The 19334-nt window shown below is 38.8% G+C and carries 18 protein-coding genes; 10 read left to right on the top strand and 8 right to left on the bottom strand.

Going from position 1 to position 19334, the window contains the following annotated elements; all coding sequences use genetic code 11:
* Positions 1–111: 111 nt before the first annotated feature.
* From B9Y87_RS11815 to B9Y87_RS11800, 4 genes are all read right to left on the bottom strand, one after another.
* Positions 112–1101, bottom strand: coding sequence for an aspartate-semialdehyde dehydrogenase (locus B9Y87_RS11815; protein WP_085499207.1), 990 nt, complete (start codon positions 1099–1101; stop codon positions 112–114).
* Positions 1102–1329: 228 nt separating this feature from the next.
* A complete protein-coding gene (gene mscL / locus B9Y87_RS11810) occupies positions 1330–1737 on the bottom strand; it encodes a large-conductance mechanosensitive channel protein MscL (RefSeq protein ID WP_085499206.1) in 408 nt (135 codons plus the stop codon).
* 146 nt (positions 1738–1883) lie between these two features.
* Entirely contained in the window at positions 1884–2990 is a 1107-nt protein-coding gene (gene alr / locus B9Y87_RS11805; protein ID WP_085499205.1) for an alanine racemase, read from the bottom strand.
* Positions 2983–3627 carry a thymidine kinase gene (locus tag B9Y87_RS11800; RefSeq protein ID WP_085499204.1) on the bottom strand — a complete coding sequence of 215 codons (645 nt, stop codon included), beginning with the start codon at positions 3625–3627 and terminating at the stop codon, positions 2983–2985. The genes alr and B9Y87_RS11800 overlap by 8 nt, the downstream gene beginning before the upstream one ends.
* Positions 3628–3830: 203 nt before the next feature.
* Between B9Y87_RS11800 and B9Y87_RS11795 the strand changes: the two genes are divergently transcribed.
* From B9Y87_RS11795 to B9Y87_RS11785, 3 genes are all read left to right on the top strand, one after another.
* Positions 3831–4517, top strand: coding sequence for a hypothetical protein (locus B9Y87_RS11795; RefSeq protein ID WP_072860266.1), 687 nt, complete (start codon positions 3831–3833; stop codon positions 4515–4517).
* A 101-nt stretch (positions 4518–4618) separates the two neighbouring features.
* On the top strand, positions 4619–5290 hold the full coding sequence (rsmI, locus tag B9Y87_RS11790) for a 16S rRNA (cytidine(1402)-2'-O)-methyltransferase (protein WP_085499203.1): 672 nt from the start codon (positions 4619–4621) through the stop codon (positions 5288–5290).
* Positions 5290–5880, top strand: coding sequence for a uracil-DNA glycosylase family protein (locus B9Y87_RS11785; protein ID WP_085499202.1), 591 nt, complete (start codon positions 5290–5292; stop codon positions 5878–5880). The genes rsmI and B9Y87_RS11785 overlap by 1 nt, the downstream gene beginning before the upstream one ends.
* A gap of 561 nt (positions 5881–6441) precedes the next feature.
* On the opposite strand, the gene B9Y87_RS11780 is transcribed toward B9Y87_RS11785, so the two are convergent.
* Positions 6442–7050, bottom strand: a complete 609-nt coding sequence (locus B9Y87_RS11780) for a superoxide dismutase (protein WP_085499201.1) — start codon at positions 7048–7050, stop codon at positions 6442–6444.
* A 119-nt stretch (positions 7051–7169) separates the two neighbouring features.
* Here B9Y87_RS11780 and B9Y87_RS11775 point away from each other — a divergent pair, with 119 nt between their 5' ends.
* The 4 genes from B9Y87_RS11775 to B9Y87_RS11760 all read left to right on the top strand — a co-directional run bounded on the left by B9Y87_RS11775 (position 7170) and on the right by B9Y87_RS11760 (position 15177).
* Entirely contained in the window at positions 7170–10292 is a 3123-nt protein-coding gene (locus tag B9Y87_RS11775; protein WP_085499200.1) for a UvrD-helicase domain-containing protein, read from the top strand.
* Between the two features lie 417 nt (positions 10293–10709).
* A complete protein-coding gene (locus B9Y87_RS11770; RefSeq protein ID WP_085499199.1) occupies positions 10710–12050 on the top strand; it encodes an OmpA family protein in 1341 nt (446 codons plus the stop codon).
* 88 nt (positions 12051–12138) lie between these two features.
* Positions 12139–12408: a hypothetical protein gene (locus B9Y87_RS22080; protein ID WP_085499198.1), complete on the top strand. Its 270-nt coding sequence runs from the start codon at positions 12139–12141 to the stop codon at positions 12406–12408.
* 18 nt (positions 12409–12426) lie between these two features.
* Positions 12427–15177 (top strand): PD-(D/E)XK nuclease family protein, encoded by a 2751-nt coding sequence (locus B9Y87_RS11760; protein WP_085499197.1) that lies wholly within the window; start codon positions 12427–12429, stop codon positions 15175–15177.
* A gap of 2 nt (positions 15178–15179) precedes the next feature.
* Here the strand turns inward: B9Y87_RS11760 and B9Y87_RS11755 are convergent, their stop codons facing one another.
* The gene (locus tag B9Y87_RS11755; protein ID WP_085499196.1) at positions 15180–15893 is read right to left on the bottom strand and encodes an SDR family oxidoreductase; all 714 of its coding nucleotides are present in this window, start codon (positions 15891–15893) and stop codon (positions 15180–15182) included.
* Positions 15894–16070: 177 nt separating this feature from the next.
* Positions 16071–16913 carry a universal stress protein gene (locus B9Y87_RS11750; RefSeq protein WP_085499195.1) on the bottom strand — a complete coding sequence of 281 codons (843 nt, stop codon included), beginning with the start codon at positions 16911–16913 and terminating at the stop codon, positions 16071–16073.
* A gap of 255 nt (positions 16914–17168) precedes the next feature.
* Between B9Y87_RS11750 and B9Y87_RS11745 the strand changes: the two genes are divergently transcribed.
* From B9Y87_RS11745 to B9Y87_RS11735, 3 genes are all read left to right on the top strand, one after another.
* Positions 17169–17438: a hypothetical protein gene (locus tag B9Y87_RS11745; RefSeq protein ID WP_085499194.1), complete on the top strand. Its 270-nt coding sequence runs from the start codon at positions 17169–17171 to the stop codon at positions 17436–17438.
* Between the two features lie 144 nt (positions 17439–17582).
* A complete protein-coding gene (locus B9Y87_RS11740; protein WP_085499193.1) occupies positions 17583–18035 on the top strand; it encodes a DUF2267 domain-containing protein in 453 nt (150 codons plus the stop codon).
* Positions 18036–18231: 196 nt separating this feature from the next.
* Entirely contained in the window at positions 18232–18687 is a 456-nt protein-coding gene (locus B9Y87_RS11735; protein ID WP_085499192.1) for a DinB family protein, read from the top strand.
* A gap of 3 nt (positions 18688–18690) precedes the next feature.
* Here B9Y87_RS11735 and B9Y87_RS11730 read toward each other — a convergent pair whose 3' ends face one another.
* Positions 18691–19083 carry a DUF302 domain-containing protein gene (locus tag B9Y87_RS11730; protein WP_072860280.1) on the bottom strand — a complete coding sequence of 131 codons (393 nt, stop codon included), beginning with the start codon at positions 19081–19083 and terminating at the stop codon, positions 18691–18693.
* Positions 19084–19334 lie beyond the last annotated feature (251 nt).

Raw genomic sequence — 19334 nt, 5'->3', positions numbered from 1 at the left:
AAAAATAGCATAAAAAAAACCTTTGTAAATGCTGGTTACAAAGGTTTTAACATCTTTTCCTTCTCTCCTTATTTCTTTTGAGGATTGAAGGCTGTTTATACTGTAATTCTACTACACCAGTTGGTTTTCAACCAAATATTCTGCAATCTGTACGGCGTTCGTTGCTGCTCCTTTTCTTAGGTTATCCGCAACGATCCACATGTTCAGGGTATTGGGTTGGGTTTCGTCCCTTCTAATACGTCCTACAAAAACATCATCCTTGCCATTTGCATAAATAGGCATTGGATAGGTATTGGTGTCTGTATTGTCCTGAACAACGATTCCGGGAGTTTCACTCAGCAACCTTCTAACTTCAGAAAGTTCAAAATCATTTTCAAATTCCACATTAACAGACTCCGAGTGCCCTCCAGAGGTTGGGATACGTACGGCTGTTGCAGTAACGGAGAATGAATTGTCATTGAATATCTTTTGAGGCTCTTTGGCCAACTTCATTTCTTCCTTGGTATATCCATTCTCCAGGAATACGTCGCAATGTGGCAATGCATTTTTCCCGATAGGATAAGGATATGCCATTTCTCCCTTTATTCCTGCAATTTCATTTTCCAATTGCTGAACGGCTTTTACGCCTGTTCCCGAAACCGATTGGTAGGTAGAAACAACGACCCTTTTCATTTTGTATTTTTTGTGAAGGGAAGAAAGTGCCAATACCATTTGTATTGTGGAACAGTTTGGGTTGGCTATAATCTTATCCTCTTTAGTCAATTCCGATGCGTTTATTTCGGGAACCACTAATTTTTTAGTGGGATCCATACGCCAAGCTGAAGAATTGTCTATTACCGTGGTACCAACAGCGGCAAATTTTGGCGCCCATTCCAAGGAAGTATCGCCTCCTGCTGAAAAAATGGCAACGTCCGGTTTGGCGGCAACCGCAGTTTCCAACCCAATTAAGGTGTACTCCTTGCCTTGGAAGCTTAACTTTTTGCCTACAGATCTTTCAGAGGCCACTACCAATAATTCCGTTACTGGAAAGTTACGTTCTGCCAATACTTTTAGCATTACCTCCCCTACCATTCCTGTTGCACCAACTACAGCTACTTTCATTACGATGAATTTAAAATTTCAGTTGGCAAATGTACTGATTATAGGACATTAAACAATACATAAAATAGAATATATTAAAAATATAACAAATTGTTATAAATACAACATTGTAATATAAAAGAACCGTCAACTTGGATAGCGAATCCCAATTGACGGTTTTTGTTGGTTAGTTGGTAGTGTAGCGGTTGTACTTTGATTTTAGGCCAAAGTACCTTATGTTTTAAAAAATTATTTTTTTAGTAAATCCCTGATCTGAGTCAAAAGCTCTTCTTGACTTGGACCTTTAGGTGCCTCAGGAGCTTCCTCTTTAGGTTTTTTGGTTTTGTTGTACGCCTTCACTATGATAAACAATACAAATCCAACAATAATTAAGTTAATGATAGAATTTATCCACGCCCCATAACGGATAGCACTGGCAGGTTTTTCAACCGTTCCGTCTGCAGCCAAGATTGCCTCAGAGAGTACAATTTGCATATCGGAGAAATCCACTCCTCCGGTAAAATATCCAACGATCGGCATCATGATATCGTTGACAAATCCACTGACAACCAAACCTGCAGCTCCCGCTAGCAGTACTGCAACGGCCAAATCAATGACATTGCCGGTCATAATAAAATCCTTAAATTCCTTTAACATAATTAGTGTTTTATTTGATTAATACTAGATGCAATTTAATTTAAATTGGCGTCTTAACAAAATGTTAAAATAAAAATGTTCGCGACATTGAACATATCTTATAAATATGGGTGCTAACTACTTGGTAAAATTTTATTTTTTAAACTTCAATCCTTATAAATGCGTTTCACCCGTTGCGAAATTCCGGTCAGCAGTTCATAAGTTATGGTATTGGCCGAAGACGCTAAGGCTTCTGCACTATGTTCCTGGCCAAAAACTATGACCTCGTCGCCTTCCTTACAATCAATACCGGTGATATCCACCATGATCATGTCCATGCAAACATTGCCAATAATCGGTGCCAATTTGCCGTGTATGGATACCTCACCTTTACGGTTTCCATATTGTCTGCCAATTCCGTCCGCATGGCCCAGAGGCAGTGTTGCCGTTACTTTGGGAGTTTTGGAAACGAACGCCCTATTGTAACCTACACTTTCATTGGCACCTATCTTATGAATCTGTGAAATTATAGTTTTAAGGGTGGCGACAGGAATTAAGTTTTCATCTTCGGCGGCCTCGTTTCCATAGCCGTAAAGTCCTATACCGCTTCTTACCATGTCGTACTGTGCCTCTGGGTAATTGATTATTCCAGAGGTATTCAACATATGCCTTTTGGGTCTATAATTCAATTTGGGAATTATAGCCGAACTAATTTTTTCGAACTGCCTAATCTGCGAAATTGTAAATTCTTTTTCGTTTAAATCCTCGGAAGCGGCCAAATGGGAAAAAAGGGAACTTACTTTTATGTGCTCCACCCCTTCCAGCGATGATACAATAAAATCTATATCCTTTTCCCCAAAGCCCAATCTGTTTAGGCCGGTGTTAAATTTTAAATGTACAGGGTAATCACTTTGGCCTAGGTCTTTGGCCATTTTTAAAAAGGAAGTGAAAATGGTACGCGAATATAGACTGGGCTCCAGGCATTTTTCTATTAAGGTGGCAAAACTTACCTCTTGCGGATGCAACACCAGAATGGGCACTTCAATTCCTGCTTCCCTTAAGGCAACACCTTCGGCAGTATAAGCTACGGCCAAATAGTCCGCACCAAGGGTTTCCAGTTTTTTTGCGATGGCAATGGAATCGCTTCCATAGGCGAAAGCCTTTACTACCCCAAGAAATTTAGTTTTCGGATCTATCTTGGATCTTAAATAATAATAATTGTGTTCCAGGGCCCTAAGGTCTATTTCCAGAACGGTTTCTCCGACCTTAGTCATTCGATTTTTTTTGAGGAGGCAATACCTCCTCGGATGTAACTTCTAAGGCGTTTACTTTTTCTTTTAACATAGCTTTGTAGTACGCTGCTCTACTAAGAGGTTCATATTCTTCTGTTTCTCCCAAAAAAACCAATTTGTTGTTGTTGGCCTTTCTAAAACTATAATTGGCAAGATTGCCGGTTCGAGTGCAAATGGCATGAACCTTTGTGACATATTCGGCCGTGGCCATCAACGCGGGCATTGGTCCAAACGGGTTGCCCTTAAAATCCATGTCCAATCCTGCCACTACCACCCGGATACCCTTGTTGGCCAGATCATTGCATACGGTAACAATTTCGTCATCGAAGAATTGGGCCTCGTCAATTCCTACCACGTCACAGTCATCGGCCAAAAGCCGAATATTTGCAGCTGCCGGTACCGGAGTAGATCTAATTTCGTTGGCATCGTGTGAAACTACCATTTCCTCATGGTATCTCTTGTCTACCATAGGCTTAAAAATCTCTACTTTTTGTTTGGCAAATTTGGCTCTTTTCAACCTTCGGATCAGTTCCTCGGTTTTGCCAGAGAACATGGAACCACAGATTACTTCGATCCAACCGAATTGTTCTTTAGGGTTAACAGTATTTTCGAGAAACATTTTGTAATTTTAGACGAAAGTAATTTGTTTTCCGTTTTTTATTAGGAGGCATAAAATTATTAAAAAAATAATCCTTCTGGTATTAATGTTGGTAAAAGTTGGTAATCTAGATTACTTGTTCTTTAACCACCCATTAATTGCCTGAAAGGAATTGCTATATTGGTGCTCCAATTGAGTCCCTACTAATTTTAAAATATATTCAGATGAAAAAGAGACTAAAAGAGGAATTGAGAAAATTATCAACAGAAATAATAACCTCGAGAAATTTAAACGATTACTCGGCCTTATATGAAACTGCTAGGGAATTATATGAAAAGTTGGCAGTTCTTAAATATATTGAGGAAAAATTAAATGAGGTGGAGATCGATGTTTCCAAGAATGCCATAGCGGCAAAATTTGAATCTATGGCCAACTCCGTGTTAAGTGCAAATTCTTCGGTACCTGAAAGTAACCCGCATGAAGAGGATATAATCATACCAGGGATAGATACCATAAAGGATATGGTGTCCGAGATGCCTGGAGCCACCACTATCGATGAGGTTTTATCACAGTTTACCAACAAACCGGATTTGATCAAAAACGATAAGGACCTCTTTATGCCCAAGGAGGTGAAAACCGTGAAAGCGCCAAGTACGGCCCAATCTGTTGAAAATGGTCCTAAAAAGGTGCTGAAAGTGGACTTGAACGATCGCTTGGCATTTGTAAAGCATCTCTTCAATAACAATATGGAAGATTACAACAGGGTATTGTCCCAATTGAGTACCATAGATAGTGAAGAAAGATCTATTTCGTTTATTACAAACATGGTAAAACCGGATTATAATAATTGGGAGGGAAAAGAGGATTACGAACAAAGATTTATGAACGTAATTGCTCGTAAATTTGCGTAAGGTTTTTTTAAGGGACAATAAAGAAAATTATCTTCTTGATTTTCGTTAATTTTGTCGCTTTCCACCTGCAATTGTAAGAAGGCTGGTGTTTAATAAAATGGATGGGGAAATTATATATAGTACCTACACCTATAGGTAACTTAGAGGATATTACATTGCGCGCCATAAGGATGCTTAAGGAAGTGGACCTTATTTTGGCCGAAGATACCCGTACCAGTGGAAAATTATTGCACCATTACAACATAGACACCCCTATGCAAAGTCACCATATGCACAATGAGCATAAGACGGTGGAAGGGATTATTAGGCGTTTGCAATCCGGGGAGAATGTGGCATTGATATCAGATGCGGGGACCCCTGCCATTTCGGATCCTGGTTTTTTGCTTACCCGTGCCTGTGTAGAAAATAATATAGAAGTGGACTGCCTGCCAGGGGCTACCGCATTTGTACCAGCCTTGGTAAATAGCGGTTTGCCCAATGATAAATTTGTTTTTGAGGGCTTCTTGCCCGTAAAAAAGGGCAGACAGACGAGATTGACCTTATTGGCCGAAGAGCCTAGAACGATTATTTTTTACGAATCGCCTCATAAATTGGTCAAGACCTTATCACATTTTGAAACCTATTTTGGTGCGGAAAGATTGGTTTCCGTTTCTCGGGAGCTGTCAAAAATGTATGAGGAGACTATTAGGGGTACGGTAAAGGAGGTCTTGCAACATTATACGGACACCCCCCCCAAAGGAGAGATCGTTATTGTGGTGGCAGGTAAGAAATAATGGAACGATTATTATCGGAAATAAGAAGTTGCCAGGTTTGTAAGTCCCATTTGCCCTTGGGTCCTAGACCCGTTGTAGCGGCACATCCCAATGCCAGAATTGTTATTATAGGTCAGGCGCCGGGGACCAAGGTGCACCAATCCGGCATTCCTTGGGATGACCCTAGTGGTAAGCAGTTGAGAGGTTGGCTCAATATTTTGGATTCCGTGTTTTATGATGAAAGTAAAATAGCACTAATGCCCATGGGCTTTTGCTATCCAGGAAGGGGCAAAAGTGGCGACTTGCCGCCGAGACCGGAATGTGCCCCTTTATGGCACAACGCCTTACTGACAAGTATGCCGAGCCTGGAACTAATTATTCTCATTGGCACCTATTCCCAACAATATTACCTTGGAAAGACCGCTAAAGCAACCTTGACAGAAACCGTAAAAAGCTATCAGGAATATTTACCGAAATATTTTCCTTTGCCCCATCCTTCTCCTAGGAACAGATTTTGGCAATCTAAAAATCCTTGGTTTGGGCAGGAAGTGGTACCTGTATTACAAGAAAGGGTCGCCCATATTCTTGAACTCGACAAATCATCCACATAGGGATATCTTATTTATCCAAGAACTTTCTCTCAATAATACCTTCCCAAAAGTATTTTGACCTATAATTGAGGCGTTTGTCTAAAACCTTTTTTACGCCACGGCTTTTGGTTTACTTTTGGAGGACCATAGCATAAGTAGGTTAAGTTCATGGTAAGATTTGGGGAAAAAAGGCGGAGCTTAGCTTCGCCTTTTTTATTGCTGAAAATCAGTATTTTAACTAATATTTAGTCACTTTTAACGATAATTGTTGATCATCATCGAAAAAAATTATGGTTAAAAGGTTCTAATTATTTTTGTTATTTCTCACAATACCAGTATTTTAGTATCGCCATAGCATAAGTAGGTTAAGTTTATGGTAAGATTTGGGACGAAAAGGGTGGAGGCTTCTCCACCCTTTTCTATTTTTAGGATACAAAAAAGCCCGCTCGTCATATTTTTGACGAGCGGGCTTTAATATATTCCCAGGAATACCATGAAAAATCTACAGAGAATTATTCTGTTGGCCAATTGGAGCATTCGCTTCTTGACCAAGAATTTTCAAAGTCCCGTTAATGGTAAGCCTTATTTATTGGCTTTGTAGGAAGCGGCTACCTTGTCCCAGTCAACTACATTAAAAAATGCGTTGATGTAGTCTGGTCTTCTATTCTGATAATTTAGGTAATAGGCATGCTCCCATACATCCAAGCCTAAAATTGGAAAACCGTCACATCCGGTTCCTGGCATAAGTGGGTTGTCTTGGTTAGGAGTTGAGCATATTTCCAGCTTCCCTCCTTTATGGACACATAACCAAGCCCAACCAGAGCCGAAGCGTGTTGCTGCGGCTTTGGAAAAAGCATCCTTAAATGATTCAAAAGAACCAAAAGCTGATTTTATAGCATCGGCAAGCTCAGCTGTAGGTTCCCCGCCACCATTTGGAGACATTATTTCCCAAAATAAAGAATGATTGTAGAATCCTCCTCCGTTGTTTCTTACCGCGGCATTGGACATGTCCAAATTGGTCAAAATATCCATAATGGATTTTTTTGCCAAATCCGTTCCCTCAATAGCATTATTTAAATTGGTAGTATACCCATTATGATGCTTGGTGTGATGTATTTCCATGGTTCTGGCATCAATATGTGGTTCCAAAGCGTCGTACGCATAAGGTAATTTAGGTAATTCAAAAGCCATAATGTTTTTGTTTTTATGTTAAAAAATGTTGTTTCCCAAAATTACGGTTTTATGATAGAAATTCAACTAATAATTTGTTAAGAACTGTTTAATATTGCTTATTTTGCGACTAAAATTACGTGCAGGACGCTCCTTATAAAATATATAACGCCTCTGCTGGGTCTGGGAAGACCTATACACTTGCCAAGGAGTATTTAAAAATTATACTTTCTTCAGATTTTAATAAGAACTATCGCAGTATACTGGCCATTACGTTTACCAACAAGGCGGTAAATGAAATGAAACAACGAATTTTAGGAAGTCTGTTTGCCTTTGGTAAAATGTCTGATAGTAATGAAATTCCATCCATGCTGGCCGATATTTCCCAAGAGTTGGGAATAGATTTGGGAACGCTGCGAAATAGGTCCAGAAAAGTCCTGAAGGAAATTCTGCATAATTATGCTTTTTTTGATGTCTCCACCATTGATAAATTTACCCATAGGCTTATAAGGACATTTGCCAAAGACCTAAAATTGCCCCAAAATTTTGAGGTGGTACTGGATACCAAATTATTGTTGGATGAGGCCATTGCCAAACTGATCAATAAGGCCGGTACCGATGCACAATTGACCAAAGTGTTGATTGATTTTGCTTTGGAAAAAATTGACGATGACAAAAGTTGGGATATAGCTTTGGATCTTCAAAAGATCGGGTTTTTATTGTTCAATGAAAATCAGGCTCCCCACCTTAAAAAGCTTGAAGAAAAGGACATCGATGATTTTTTGGATTTAAAAAAAGAATTGGTACTTCAAATACAGTCCAACGAATCCAAAATTTTATCTTGGGCAAAGGAAATACTCGATATCATTGAAGGCAATGATTTGGAATTCAATAATTTTAAATCCAGCTATTTTCCAAAATTTATTGCCAAAATTGCTTCGGGAGATCTAAATATGGATTTCAATGCCGGTTGGAAACAAAATTTTGAATCCGAGCCCTTATACACCAAGACCTGTCCCCAACCAATTAAAGATATTCTGGACGGACTACATCCAAGGTTTATTGGTTTGTTCAATGAGATTAAGGACCATTATAATGCATTGTCCCTGGTTAAGAACGCGTACAACAATATTGTTCCACTCACGGTCCTCAGTGCCATTCAACAGGAAATTAAAACCTTGGAACGGGAGCGCGATCTTCTGCCGATCTCTTCTTTCAATAGTATTATTTCCAAAGAAATCAAAGATCAGCCAGCTCCTTTTATTTATGAACGTATAGGGGAAAAGTACCGCCATTATTTTGTGGATGAATTTCAAGACACCTCCGAAATGCAATGGAACAACCTAATACCTTTAATAGGCAACGCCATGGAGAGTCAGGACGATCAAGGAAAAATAGGTTCCTTACTTTTGGTTGGCGATGCCAAACAGGCCATATACCGCTGGAGGGGAGGCAAGGCGGAACAATTCCTAAACCTCATAAATCTCAAGGAAAATCCGTTTGTGTTTCCACCAACCACCTCCAATCTCCCTGCCAATTATCGGAGTCATGAAGAGGTAATTAAATTTAACAACGATTTTTTTACGGTCACCAGTCCCTTTTTGGAGAATACGGTTTATAATAAGTTGTTTGTAGAAGGCAATAATCAAAACTACAATAATAAAAAAGGAGGTTTGGTACAGCTTTCCTTTATTGATGTCGATGAATCCCAGGAGGAAGATGGGGAATACTGTAAGCTGGTGATGAAAACCTTGGAAGAGGTTTTGGAAAAGAACTATTCACTTAAAGACGTTTGTATCCTTACGCGTAAGAAAAAGCATGGCATTTTGTTGGCAGATTTTCTGATGCAGAACAATATCCCCATTATTTCCTCTGAAACCTTGTTGTTAAATAGCAACCCCAAGGTAAGGTTCCTGGTTAATTTATTGCATTTTAGTCTTCAGCCAAAGGAAATGGAAAGGTGTTATGAAATATTGAGTTTCCTTTCAGAGGAACTTGAAAACAGGCATCAATTTATTAATGCCAATATGAACAAGGTATCTCAACTGCTAATGGGGACCTACGGTTTTAATATAGATATAATTGGACAATCCTCGGTTTATGATGGCTTGGAATATGCTATAAAAAAATTCGGAATGGGGGACAGCTCGGATGCCTATATAACATATTTCTTGGACGTTGTTTTGGAGGTGGAACAGAAGGAGGGAGCCAATACCCAGGCCTTTTTGGCATACTGGGATAAGAAAAAGGACAGTTTAAGCATTACGGCTCCCGAAAATGTGGATGCCGTTCAAATAATGACCGTGCACAAGTCCAAGGGGCTGGAATTCCCCATTGTAATCTTTCCATTTGCCAACACTAATATATACGAAGAAAAGGATGCCAAAATATGGCTGCCGGTAAATCCTATTTCCTTTGCGGGCTTTGAGGAGATACTGATCAACAAGAAACAGGAAGTTGTAGGTTATGGACCTCTTGCGGAAACCATTTATAATGAAGAACAGCATAAGTTGGAATTGGATGCCTTTAATCTTCTATATGTAGCCTTGACCAGGGCGATTATGGGGCTCTATGTAATTTCCAAAAAAGATCTAACTACAAAGGGAGAACATAAACCAAATTACTATTCCGGGTTATTTATTCACTATTTAAAGGAAAAGGGAATTTGGGAAGAGGCCAAGACCTGTTATCAGTTCGGAAATCTTGAAATACAGGATGAACCCTTTTACACAGGGGATCATCAGGAAAAGATAACCCATTTATGCACTTATAAAGAGCGACCTGAATTTAGAATCCTGACAAAGGCGGGTGCCCTATGGGACACGCAACGGGGAAAGGCACTGAGCAAGGGAAATTTGCTACATTATGTGATGGGGCTAATAGAGACCATAGAGGATATTGACGGTGCCTTGGATATGCTAATTAGAAATGGTGACCTCTCCCATGAAGATAGTTTGGAAATGAAGCAAAGAATAAATGCCATTGCAGAACATCCAAAATTATACGCCTACTTTTTAAAGGGAAGCTTAATTAAGAATGAACAGGACATCCTTACCAAAAATGGGAAGGTGCTTCGCCCGGACAGGTTGGTCATCAAGGGTAATAAAGTAACCATAATAGATTATAAGACGGGAAAAAGGAATCCGGTATACCATGAACAAATCTATACCTATGCAGATGCTCTGGAAGCAATGGGATACGAAATTGAAAACAAGATCCTAATCTATATCAATGAGGATATTGCGACAGACTTTATCCAGTAATGGGTATTATGGTCAGGATCCGTGGATCGTAATGGAGAAGAATAAGGCTGCGAGTTGTGGTAAATTTGATTGGGTTATTCTTAAATATTCGGTCCGCAATCCTGTCGGATTGGGTCCTTTTTTTAAGAGGTAAACCTACCAGATTGCGAGCCTGTAAGTTTTTATCCCATCGGATTATTCTTTCGGTGGTACTTAGGGGTAAAGCAAGAAGTTACCTACAGGGGTCATATTTAATGCTCTTTTGGACCTATGTTTTACAATAACCGTGTTTGGCAGGGTGGGAAAATTAGAAAATATCGATTAAATGCGGCTTTTTTGGTATGAAATACGTTAAAAAAATTAAGAGAATGATTTTGTTAATAATTTTTAACAACTTACATTTGCAGCTAATAAACACTTAAACTTAAAAAATTGAACATGAAACATCTTAGCAAATTATTGGTTGTTGCCTTACTTATTGTAGGTTTTAACAACGTACAAGCGCAAGACGAGAATAACCCATGGCAAGTAAGTTTCGGAGCTAACGCAATTGACGTTTTCCCTACCGAAGATTACAGCAGCTTTGGGAATGAATTCTTTAACGCAACAGACCATTGGAACATACTTCCTTCTATTTCTTATGTAGGAGTGTCAAAGTATGTAGGTAGTGGCTTTTCAATTGGAGCAAGAGGTTCTTTGAACCGTATTGATAAATTGGGAGATACAAGCGTTGACGATTTGTCTCACTATGCTGTTGATGGTACAATAAAATATAATTTCTTAAAAAGTACTGTAATCGATCCATTTATTGAAATTGGTGGTGGTTACACTTGGATTGATGAAGTTGGTGCTGGTACAGTAAATGGTGGTGTTGGACTTAATATTTGGTTCACTGAGAACATCGGTCTAACATTACAATCTTCTTACAAGCATGCTTTCGAAGATTATTTAGCTAAGCATTTCCAACATATGGCTGGTATAGCTATCAAATTTGGTGGTACCGATACTGATGGTGACGGAGTATATGACAAAGACGATGCTTGTCCAGAAGTTGCTGGTCTTGAGATTTTCAACGGATGTCCAGATGCTGATGGTGATGGCATTGAGGATAGCAAAGATGCTTGTCCTAACGAGGCTGGTTCCAAAGAAATGAACGGATGTCCAGATGCTGACGGTGACGGTGTTGCTGATAAAGACGATGCTTGTCCTAACGAAGCTGGTCTTGCTGCTTTAGCTGGTTGTCCAGATGCTGATGGTGACGGTGTTGCTGATAAAGATGATGCTTGTCCTAACGAAGCCGGTCCTGCTGCCAACAAAGGATGTCCTTACCAAGATAAAGATGGTGACGGTGTATTGGATAAAGATGATAAATGTCCAGATGTTGCCGGAACTGTAGCTAACCAAGGTTGTCCTGAAGTTACTGAAGAAGTTCAGAAGCAATTGAACGATTACGCTAGAACTATCTTGTTCGATACTGGTAAATCTTCTATCAAAGCAGAGTCTACTTCTGTAATGGTTGACATTATCACTATCCTTAAGGAGTATCCTACTGCTAAATTTACTGTAGAAGGTCATACTGATAGCGTAGGAAGTAACTCTTTGAACCAAAAATTATCTGAGTCAAGAGCACTTTCAGTTAAATCTTTCTTAGTAGAAAAAGGTATTGAAGAATTTAGATTATCTGCTGTAGGTTACGGTGAGGATAAGCCAATTGCTACAAACAATACTGCTGCTGGTAGAAAGCAAAACAGAAGAGTTGAAATTAACTTGGTAAAGTAATTTCCAAGTAGTTTTAAAACTATAAATAAGCCCCGCTATTTAGCGGGGCTTTTTTTTGTTTTATAGTCAACACGGATAAACTTCCAGAATGCGTATCCTGGACAGAAATTATTTTATTTTCTATAATGGAACCGAGCGCATGCTTTCGTTCTCTTTTTTTATAATTAAATTACCCCATATTTACAGAATTTTAATTTCTAAAATGAATTTTGGGATGGAGGTTAGTTTACTTGCTTTAAAGCTATTTTTTGGGAAGAGGCAGGAAGGTTTGGCCAAGGATAGTTATAATCTTGGCTATAACCAAAACCTGATCCGTGATTTGTACCAGGCTATGGCAAGGCAAGTCCTTACTTTATAATACATGATGATTTAACCAATGAAAAGTTTTCTCCAACAGGTAGTTGATGATTTATTAAAGACCTACGATTCCTTAGACGACCTAATTTTGGTTTTGCCTAGCAAGCGTGCAGGGACTATTTTAAGGACAACCATGGCCAATACGGCTGATAAAACCATTTTTTCTCCAAAAATATACAGTATTGAAGACTTTGTGGAACAAATATCCAGCCTGCAATCAGCTTCAAATATGGAGCAGCTTTTTACTCTTTATAAGGCATATTCGTCTATGGAATATGGAGAGAAGGATAACTTTTACACCTTCTCCAAATGGGGGCAGACCTTATTACAGGATTTTAATGAGATAGACAGATATTTAATAGATACCAAAGATATATTTTCTTATTTGGCCAATATCCAAGAAATAAACCATTGGGCCTTGCAGAAGGAAAAATCTGAAATAATAACCAATTACATTAAATTCTGGAATAATCTTGAGCCACTTTATAAGGCCTTTAATGATTTGCTAAAAGCCCAAAAATTAGGCCATCAGGGTCTCATTTATCGTACGGCCTGTGAAGAGTTGAAGGGCTATATAGATAATAACAAGAATTATACACATATATTCATCGGCTTTAATGCATTAAATACGGCTGAATCCTATATAATCCAGGAAATATTGGGCAAGACAAAGGCTGATGTTTTTTGGGATGGGGACACTTATTTTGTGGAAGATCCCATACATGATGCCGGATACTTTATTAGGCAACATTTAAATTCCTGGCCCTGGTTAAAGGGGAAGGCCTTAAAGGGCGTGGAGAGCAACTATTTATCCCAAAAGAGGATTAAAATAATAGGGGTCCCTAAAAATGTTTCCCAGGCCAAGTATGTTGGAAACCTATTGGTACAACTAAAAAACGAGGACAACAACATCCTTAAGAATACCGCTATAGTTCTTGGCGATGAAACCTTGCTGAACCCAGTTTTAAATTCTATCCCTCCTGAATTGGATACGGTGAACATTACCATGGGATATCCTTTAAAGAGTACACCTTTGGCCAGCTTGTTTTCGCAATATCTGTCCCTACATATTAAAAAGGATTCCCAAGGCTGGTATTTTCAGCAGGTGTTGGACTTTTTATCTCATCCCTACATTCAAATTTTGTGTACTGAAAATCAACAAAATAAGGCTAACCTGATAAGTGAGGCCATCAGAACAAAGAATTGGGCTTTTATTACCTCTGATAATTTAAGTTCCTTGGGGGAAGAAAATGAAGATTTGCTAAGTCTACTTTTTTTTCGGGAGGAGGTCACCGGAAAGGTTTTTTTGGATAAATGTCATCAAATTATCCAAATTCTCAGGGACAGGTTTGCCCAAGCCAAGGATTCCCTTGGATTGGAGTACTTGTACAAGTTTTACTCCATGTTCAATCAGCTTCAGGATATGGTAGAACAATACTCATTTGTCAATGACCTAAAATCATTGGAAAGCCTTTATTTGGAAATTGTAAGGAACGAAACCCTGGATTTTCAGGGAGAGCCCTTGGAGGGTTTGCAGATTATGGGAATGTTGGAAAGTAGGGTTCTCGATTTTGAAACTGTAATTCTAACCTCGGTTAACGAAGGTATACTCCCTTCGGGCAAGTCCAATAATTCCTTTATTCCCTTCGATCTAAAAAAATATTACAAACTTCCTACCTATAAGGAAAAGGATGCCGTATATACCTATCATTTTTATCGTTTATTGCAACGGGCGAAAAATATCTACCTGCTATATAATACGGAACCCGATGTTTTGGAGGGAGGGGAGAAAAGTAGGTTGCTGACCCAATTGCTAACCGATGAAAATAAATTGGCAGATATCACTGAGATTATCGCTGCACCAGAAATTACCCCTTCCATTAAGATGTTACAGACCATATCCAAGGATGAAAGCCTAATGGAAATGATCAGGGCCCATGCCAAAAAGGGGTTTTCCCCAACTTCCCTGAGTAACTATATAAGAAACCCTATAGATTTTTATAAGCGAAATCTACTTGGAATAGACGATATTCTGGAGGTGGAGGAAACCGTTGCCAACAATACTTTTGGAACAATTGTACACGATACCTTGGAGGACCTCTACAAGCCTTATTTAAACACCTATTTGGAAGTATCCATGTTAAGGGAAATGAAAAAGAATGTCAGGCCCCTAGTATTAGGCCACTTTGCAAAAAGCTTCGCAGATGGCGATATTTCCAGGGGAAAAAACCTAATTGCATATAATGTGGTGGTTAGGTATGTGGAAAATTTTTTAAAAATGGAATTGGCAGAGGTGGAACGGCATCAGATTAGGATATTGGGGGTAGAGGAAACACTGCGGATGAATATTAATGTTCCGGGGCTGGATTTTCCAGTAGCCCTAAAAGGAAAATTGGATCGGATTGATGAAAAGGATGGGGTCCTTAGAATAATCGACTATAAAACTGGAAATGTAACCAGTTCCCAAGTTGAAATTGTGGACTGGGAAGATGCCATTGGGGACTACAATTATAGCAAGGCCTTCCAACTGTTGTGTTATGCTATAATGTACAACAATAGTAAACCCATTGATAGTATTGAAGCTGGGATTATTTCTTTTAAAAATTTAAGTTCAGGTCTGCTCAAATTTGCCACAAAAGAGAAAAAGGGCAGTAGAAACAAGGATAATTCCATTACCCAAGATACTATTGCCCAATTTATGGAATCCCTTAAAACTCTAATTTTTGAAATTGGTAATCCGGAGATACCATTTACCGAAAAAGAGGTATAGCCCTATTTCTTATCGGGTCGCGTAGGTCTTACCTCAATCTTACTGGGCAAGGTCCTTGGATTCATTTTCAAAAGGTCTAAAACCAGTTCACCGATATCCTCAGGTTGTATCTTCCAAGCATCCCCTTTGGAAGGTTCATGACCATTAAAATTAGAGGCCACCGAACCGGGCATTATGGTAGAAACCTTAATATCGTAGGGTCTTAAATCCAACATAGCTGCTTGGGTAAAACCTACTACCCCAAATTTGGTGGCGTTATATCCCGCACCATTGGCAAAAAAGTTGGTCCCGGCCAAACTTGCCACGGTAATATAATATCCTTTAGATTTTTTCAGGGCTTCTACTGAAGCTTTTAGAGAGTGAAATACTCCGTTAAGGTTGGTATTTACCATCTCATGCCATAGAGTGTCTGAAATTTGATCTATGGGAGCAAAATGTCCCACTCCTGCATTGGCCACCATCACATCCAATTTTCCCCACTTATCCAAAATCTTTTTAACTGCCGCTTGTTCGTCCCCAAGTTTTGAAACATCTGAGGAAACGGCAAGTACCTTGTCTTCAGGGCCAAGTTCTTTGGCGGCTTTTTCCGCATTCTCCAGCAGCCTGCTACTAATGGCCACTTTCATTCCCGCTTTCAATAATGTGGACGCTATTCCAAATCCTATTCCCTTAGAGCCCCCTGTAATATAGGCTACTTTATCGTTCAAATTATTCATATGTTTAGTTTTAGGTGAAATTATAATTATATGGGCAAAAAATGAAAAAGTAAGCGTTATTGTTTTCTTAAACTCGGAATAAATAAGCCTAGGCAGGGTAGGGCCGATAGGGGAGTTTTTTACGGTAGAATCTTTTAAGGAAGTTTCATTATGGGAAATCCTGAATGTTGGGAATCCCTATAAATTAAGCTCGTTATAACTTAATAAGGGGATACCGATATGTTCTTCCATTTTTGCCACCAAGCTTGTATGGAATATTTTCTGAAAAAAACCTTTTTCCTCCCTCTCCAACAGCACTAGCATGTCGGCCCCAATAACATTGGCATGGGCTTTAAGTTTGTCCTGGATCTTGTCAGAAAAAATTATGGTGAAGTCTATGGAAGTATCGTCAACCTCTTGGCGAAGCATGTCCTTAAACCATTCCATCTGTTCTTTTCCTGCATACTCCTTTTCAGTGGATATATGTACTATTTGTATTTTAGCGCCAAGGGCCTTTGCCATTGGGACTAATTTCTTAAGCGCTAAAATATCCGCTTCCTCAAAATCTGTGGCATACAAAATTGTTTTTATAGACTTGGTCGCAACATTATTTGGAATAATTAGAAGGGGACAGGGAACCTTTTCCTGAAGCCCCTTTCCTATATTGCCCACAAATAGACCTCGATCTGTATGCTTGTCCTTTCTCCCTATGATTATCATTTCAGTTCCAAAATCCATGGATTTCTCCAATATAGCGTCGGAAACCAAATCGTTAAGGACAACCTCGGCCTGTAACTTTTTGCCATCTACGGCAACACCCAAATGCTTTTCACAATATTTGGTCAATATTTCGGTCTGCTCCTTAATTACATGGTATTCTATTTGCGCCGCCGGGCGGGAAACGGAAACCCTAATTTGTTCCATTTCATGAACATAGAGGACTACTAGCGAAGCCTTTAACTGGAGGCTTAATTGATAGGCGTATTTCAAAGCCGGTGAGGAATGTTCAGTGCGATCGGAAGCGTAAAGTATTGTCTTCATGTTAACTTTATTTATAGGTTAAATCTAAAAGCATTTGCCAATAATAAATATGATATCGGTCATAAGCTAAATTACACTGGGTTTTTGGGCATTTTGGATTGTTGTATTAATCATAAAAACTGTCTTCTCTGAGAAACCTTATTACATCTAAAGCCCTTCTATGGTATAAATTATACCTTAACTGATTTGTATCATTTCAAAGAAGAATTTACAGTTGTATTTTGGCATTCATTGGAAACTATAAACCTAAACTTCATGAAAGCTATAGCAAAAATTGGTAACCTAATCTCTAATAATGACAAGCTGATGATTCTTCGGAACCTTGGGCGTATTATGGATATTAGGGTAATAGACCTTGAAGTTGATACTGGAAAGCTTATTTTCCTTTACTATAGTCCAATAGCTTTGGAACAAGTAAAACAAGAACTTTGGAGGATTGGATACCCTATAAGACATTTTAAATTTCTTTCTACATTATGTCCCAATTTACAAGATGATAGTAGTACTGAGACTGCCTTTGCCTAATTCTTTCCGAAATAATTCATTGAGTAGCATACTAATGCCAATATTTCCTTAGCTAGATTCAAAGGGGTTTATCCATATGACCCAGGTCATTTTGCAATTGAATAGATTAGATCATTTTTGAGTATATCCTAAAAACAAGAAATCATGGCACTTAATTTTAATCACTACGCTACTGAGGGGCATACCTTCCTTAAGGATTATACCAAGCAAATGGATATGGGGAACGATACCGACAAAGCCGGTCGTATTTTAACTTCTGTACTTCATGCGTTGAGGGAAATTATTCCTGTGGAGGAATCCTTGCAATTTATTGCCCAGATGCCCATGTTTCTTAAGGCCGTTTATGTTAACGGTTGGACGGTAAAAAAGGGGAAGCCCAAAATTAAGCATATGGCCGAATTTTTGGATTTGGTTAGACAATTCGATGGGCCTGCAGCAATAAACGACTTTGAATACAGTGACGAAGTAGCTGAAGAATATGTAAATACCACATTTCTATATTTACGAAAATATGTTTCCCAAGGAGAAATGTCCGATATCCGGGATGCTCTCCCCAAAAATCTAAAGGGGATGATCTATAATAATTTAACATTCTAAATACCAATACCATGACCTTATTTTTAGCACTTTTAGTATATGTCTTTGTTTATCTAATATCCTTTGTATTAAAAAAATATTCCAGAAGGGTCTGATTTTTTGGATGCCAATTGTTTATTACGGCTTTGCAGAATCTTTATCAAATCCATAACTTTTTACTTGAAATAAATATTTAAATACATCAATTTTACTTTGAATGAAATCAAAAACACAATTATTTATTGAACTATGGAAAGAGGCCAGGACCCGGTTTTCCAACCAGTTGACCAATATAACACAAGAGGATCTAAACAAAAGATTGTTGCCGGCACCGAACAGTATTGGTTTTCTTATTAGGCACATTGGTGATGTGGAATTGCTTTTTGCCAAGAACGTTTTTGGTGCACAGGAGGTAAAGGTCATTGCAAAAACGGTTATTGCGCAGAAGGATACAGGGGAGTGGACCAATCTGACCCAATTATTGGAATATGTGGAATATTCTTTCCAAATGCTTGGATCGGTATTGGAAAAGCAACAAGAGAAAGATTGGGAGGCTACGGTTACCACCAAGGAATTTGGCACAAAGACAAAGACGGAGGCCTTTGGAAGAATCGTATCCCACACCGTACACCATTCGGCTCAAATGGCCATCATTAAAAAATATGGTTCTTAGTGCTTAATGGATTTTTTCTACCACCCTTTTTAGTTTCTCCCCTACTTCATCAGCAATATTCATTAAATCCAGGTTAATCACGGCCTGCATTGACGCCATGGGGTTTACCGCTGCAATTTCTACAAGCCCAGGTTCCTTTTCCATAACAATTACATTACAGGGCAACATGGTACCAATTTTATCTTCGGCCTGTAAGGCTTTATGGGCAAAGGGGGCGTTGCAGGCACCCAGAACGGTATAATTATAGAAATCTACATCTAATTTCTTCTTTAATGTAGCCTTCATGTCAATTTCTGTTAGTACTCCAAAGCCCTCTTCCTGAAGGGCCAATTTGGTTTTTTCCACTGCTTTTTCAAAAGGGGTATTTCCAATGGTCTTGTTAAAATAGTATTCCATAATAAAATTATTAATGTGTGTTTAATATAGTAATTTATGTACTATTTATTGATCCATTTAAATTGGTCTATGTCCTAAAGAAGGTAAGGTAGACCTTGTAAAAAAGGACCACTTATAAAAAAAGGATTGGGATACATAGATACCCCAATCCTTAATTTCCGGGCTTGGGCAGCACTTTTGCACTTATCCGACTCCCCGGCAATAACCTAAAATTGTAACGGTCGTGCAAGGGGTTAGGGTAATAAGGCTCA

This window comes from Arenibacter troitsensis (assembly GCF_900177645.1).
GTDB classification, from domain to species: Bacteria; Bacteroidota; Bacteroidia; order Flavobacteriales; family Flavobacteriaceae; genus Arenibacter; species Arenibacter troitsensis.
The sequence above is the reverse complement of the archived record's forward strand: the minus strand, read 5'-3'. Positions and strand labels throughout refer to the sequence as shown.

Bases quoted from the DNA above. Each gene is read 5' to 3' on its own strand.
- B9Y87_RS11770 (WP_085499199.1), top strand. From the start codon at position 10,710: ATGAAACATCTTAGCAAATTATTGGTTGTTGCCTTACTTATTGTAGGT.
- B9Y87_RS11815 (WP_085499207.1), bottom strand. From the start codon at position 1,101: ATGAAAGTAGCTGTAGTTGGTGCAACAGGAATGGTAGGGGAGGTAATG.
- B9Y87_RS11740 (WP_085499193.1), top strand. From the start codon at position 17,583: ATGGCACTTAATTTTAATCACTACGCTACTGAGGGGCATACCTTCCTT.
- B9Y87_RS22080 (WP_085499198.1), top strand. From the start codon at position 12,139: ATGCGTATCCTGGACAGAAATTATTTTATTTTCTATAATGGAACCGAG.
- B9Y87_RS11745 (WP_085499194.1), top strand. From the start codon at position 17,169: ATGAAAGCTATAGCAAAAATTGGTAACCTAATCTCTAATAATGACAAG.
- B9Y87_RS11760 (WP_085499197.1), top strand. From the start codon at position 12,427: ATGAAAAGTTTTCTCCAACAGGTAGTTGATGATTTATTAAAGACCTAC.
- B9Y87_RS11780 (WP_085499201.1), bottom strand. From the start codon at position 7,050: ATGGCTTTTGAATTACCTAAATTACCTTATGCGTACGACGCTTTGGAA.
- B9Y87_RS11750 (WP_085499195.1), bottom strand. From the start codon at position 16,913: ATGAAGACAATACTTTACGCTTCCGATCGCACTGAACATTCCTCACCG.
- B9Y87_RS11755 (WP_085499196.1), bottom strand. From the start codon at position 15,893: ATGAATAATTTGAACGATAAAGTAGCCTATATTACAGGGGGCTCTAAG.
- B9Y87_RS11800 (WP_085499204.1), bottom strand. From the start codon at position 3,627: ATGTTTCTCGAAAATACTGTTAACCCTAAAGAACAATTCGGTTGGATC.
- mscL (WP_085499206.1), bottom strand. From the start codon at position 1,737: ATGTTAAAGGAATTTAAGGATTTTATTATGACCGGCAATGTCATTGAT.
- B9Y87_RS11785 (WP_085499202.1), top strand. From the start codon at position 5,290: ATGGAACGATTATTATCGGAAATAAGAAGTTGCCAGGTTTGTAAGTCC.
- B9Y87_RS11795 (WP_072860266.1), top strand. From the start codon at position 3,831: ATGAAAAAGAGACTAAAAGAGGAATTGAGAAAATTATCAACAGAAATA.
- rsmI (WP_085499203.1), top strand. From the start codon at position 4,619: ATGGGGAAATTATATATAGTACCTACACCTATAGGTAACTTAGAGGAT.
- B9Y87_RS11735 (WP_085499192.1), top strand. From the start codon at position 18,232: ATGAAATCAAAAACACAATTATTTATTGAACTATGGAAAGAGGCCAGG.
- B9Y87_RS11730 (WP_072860280.1), bottom strand. From the start codon at position 19,083: ATGGAATACTATTTTAACAAGACCATTGGAAATACCCCTTTTGAAAAA.
- alr (WP_085499205.1), bottom strand. From the start codon at position 2,990: ATGACTAAGGTCGGAGAAACCGTTCTGGAAATAGACCTTAGGGCCCTG.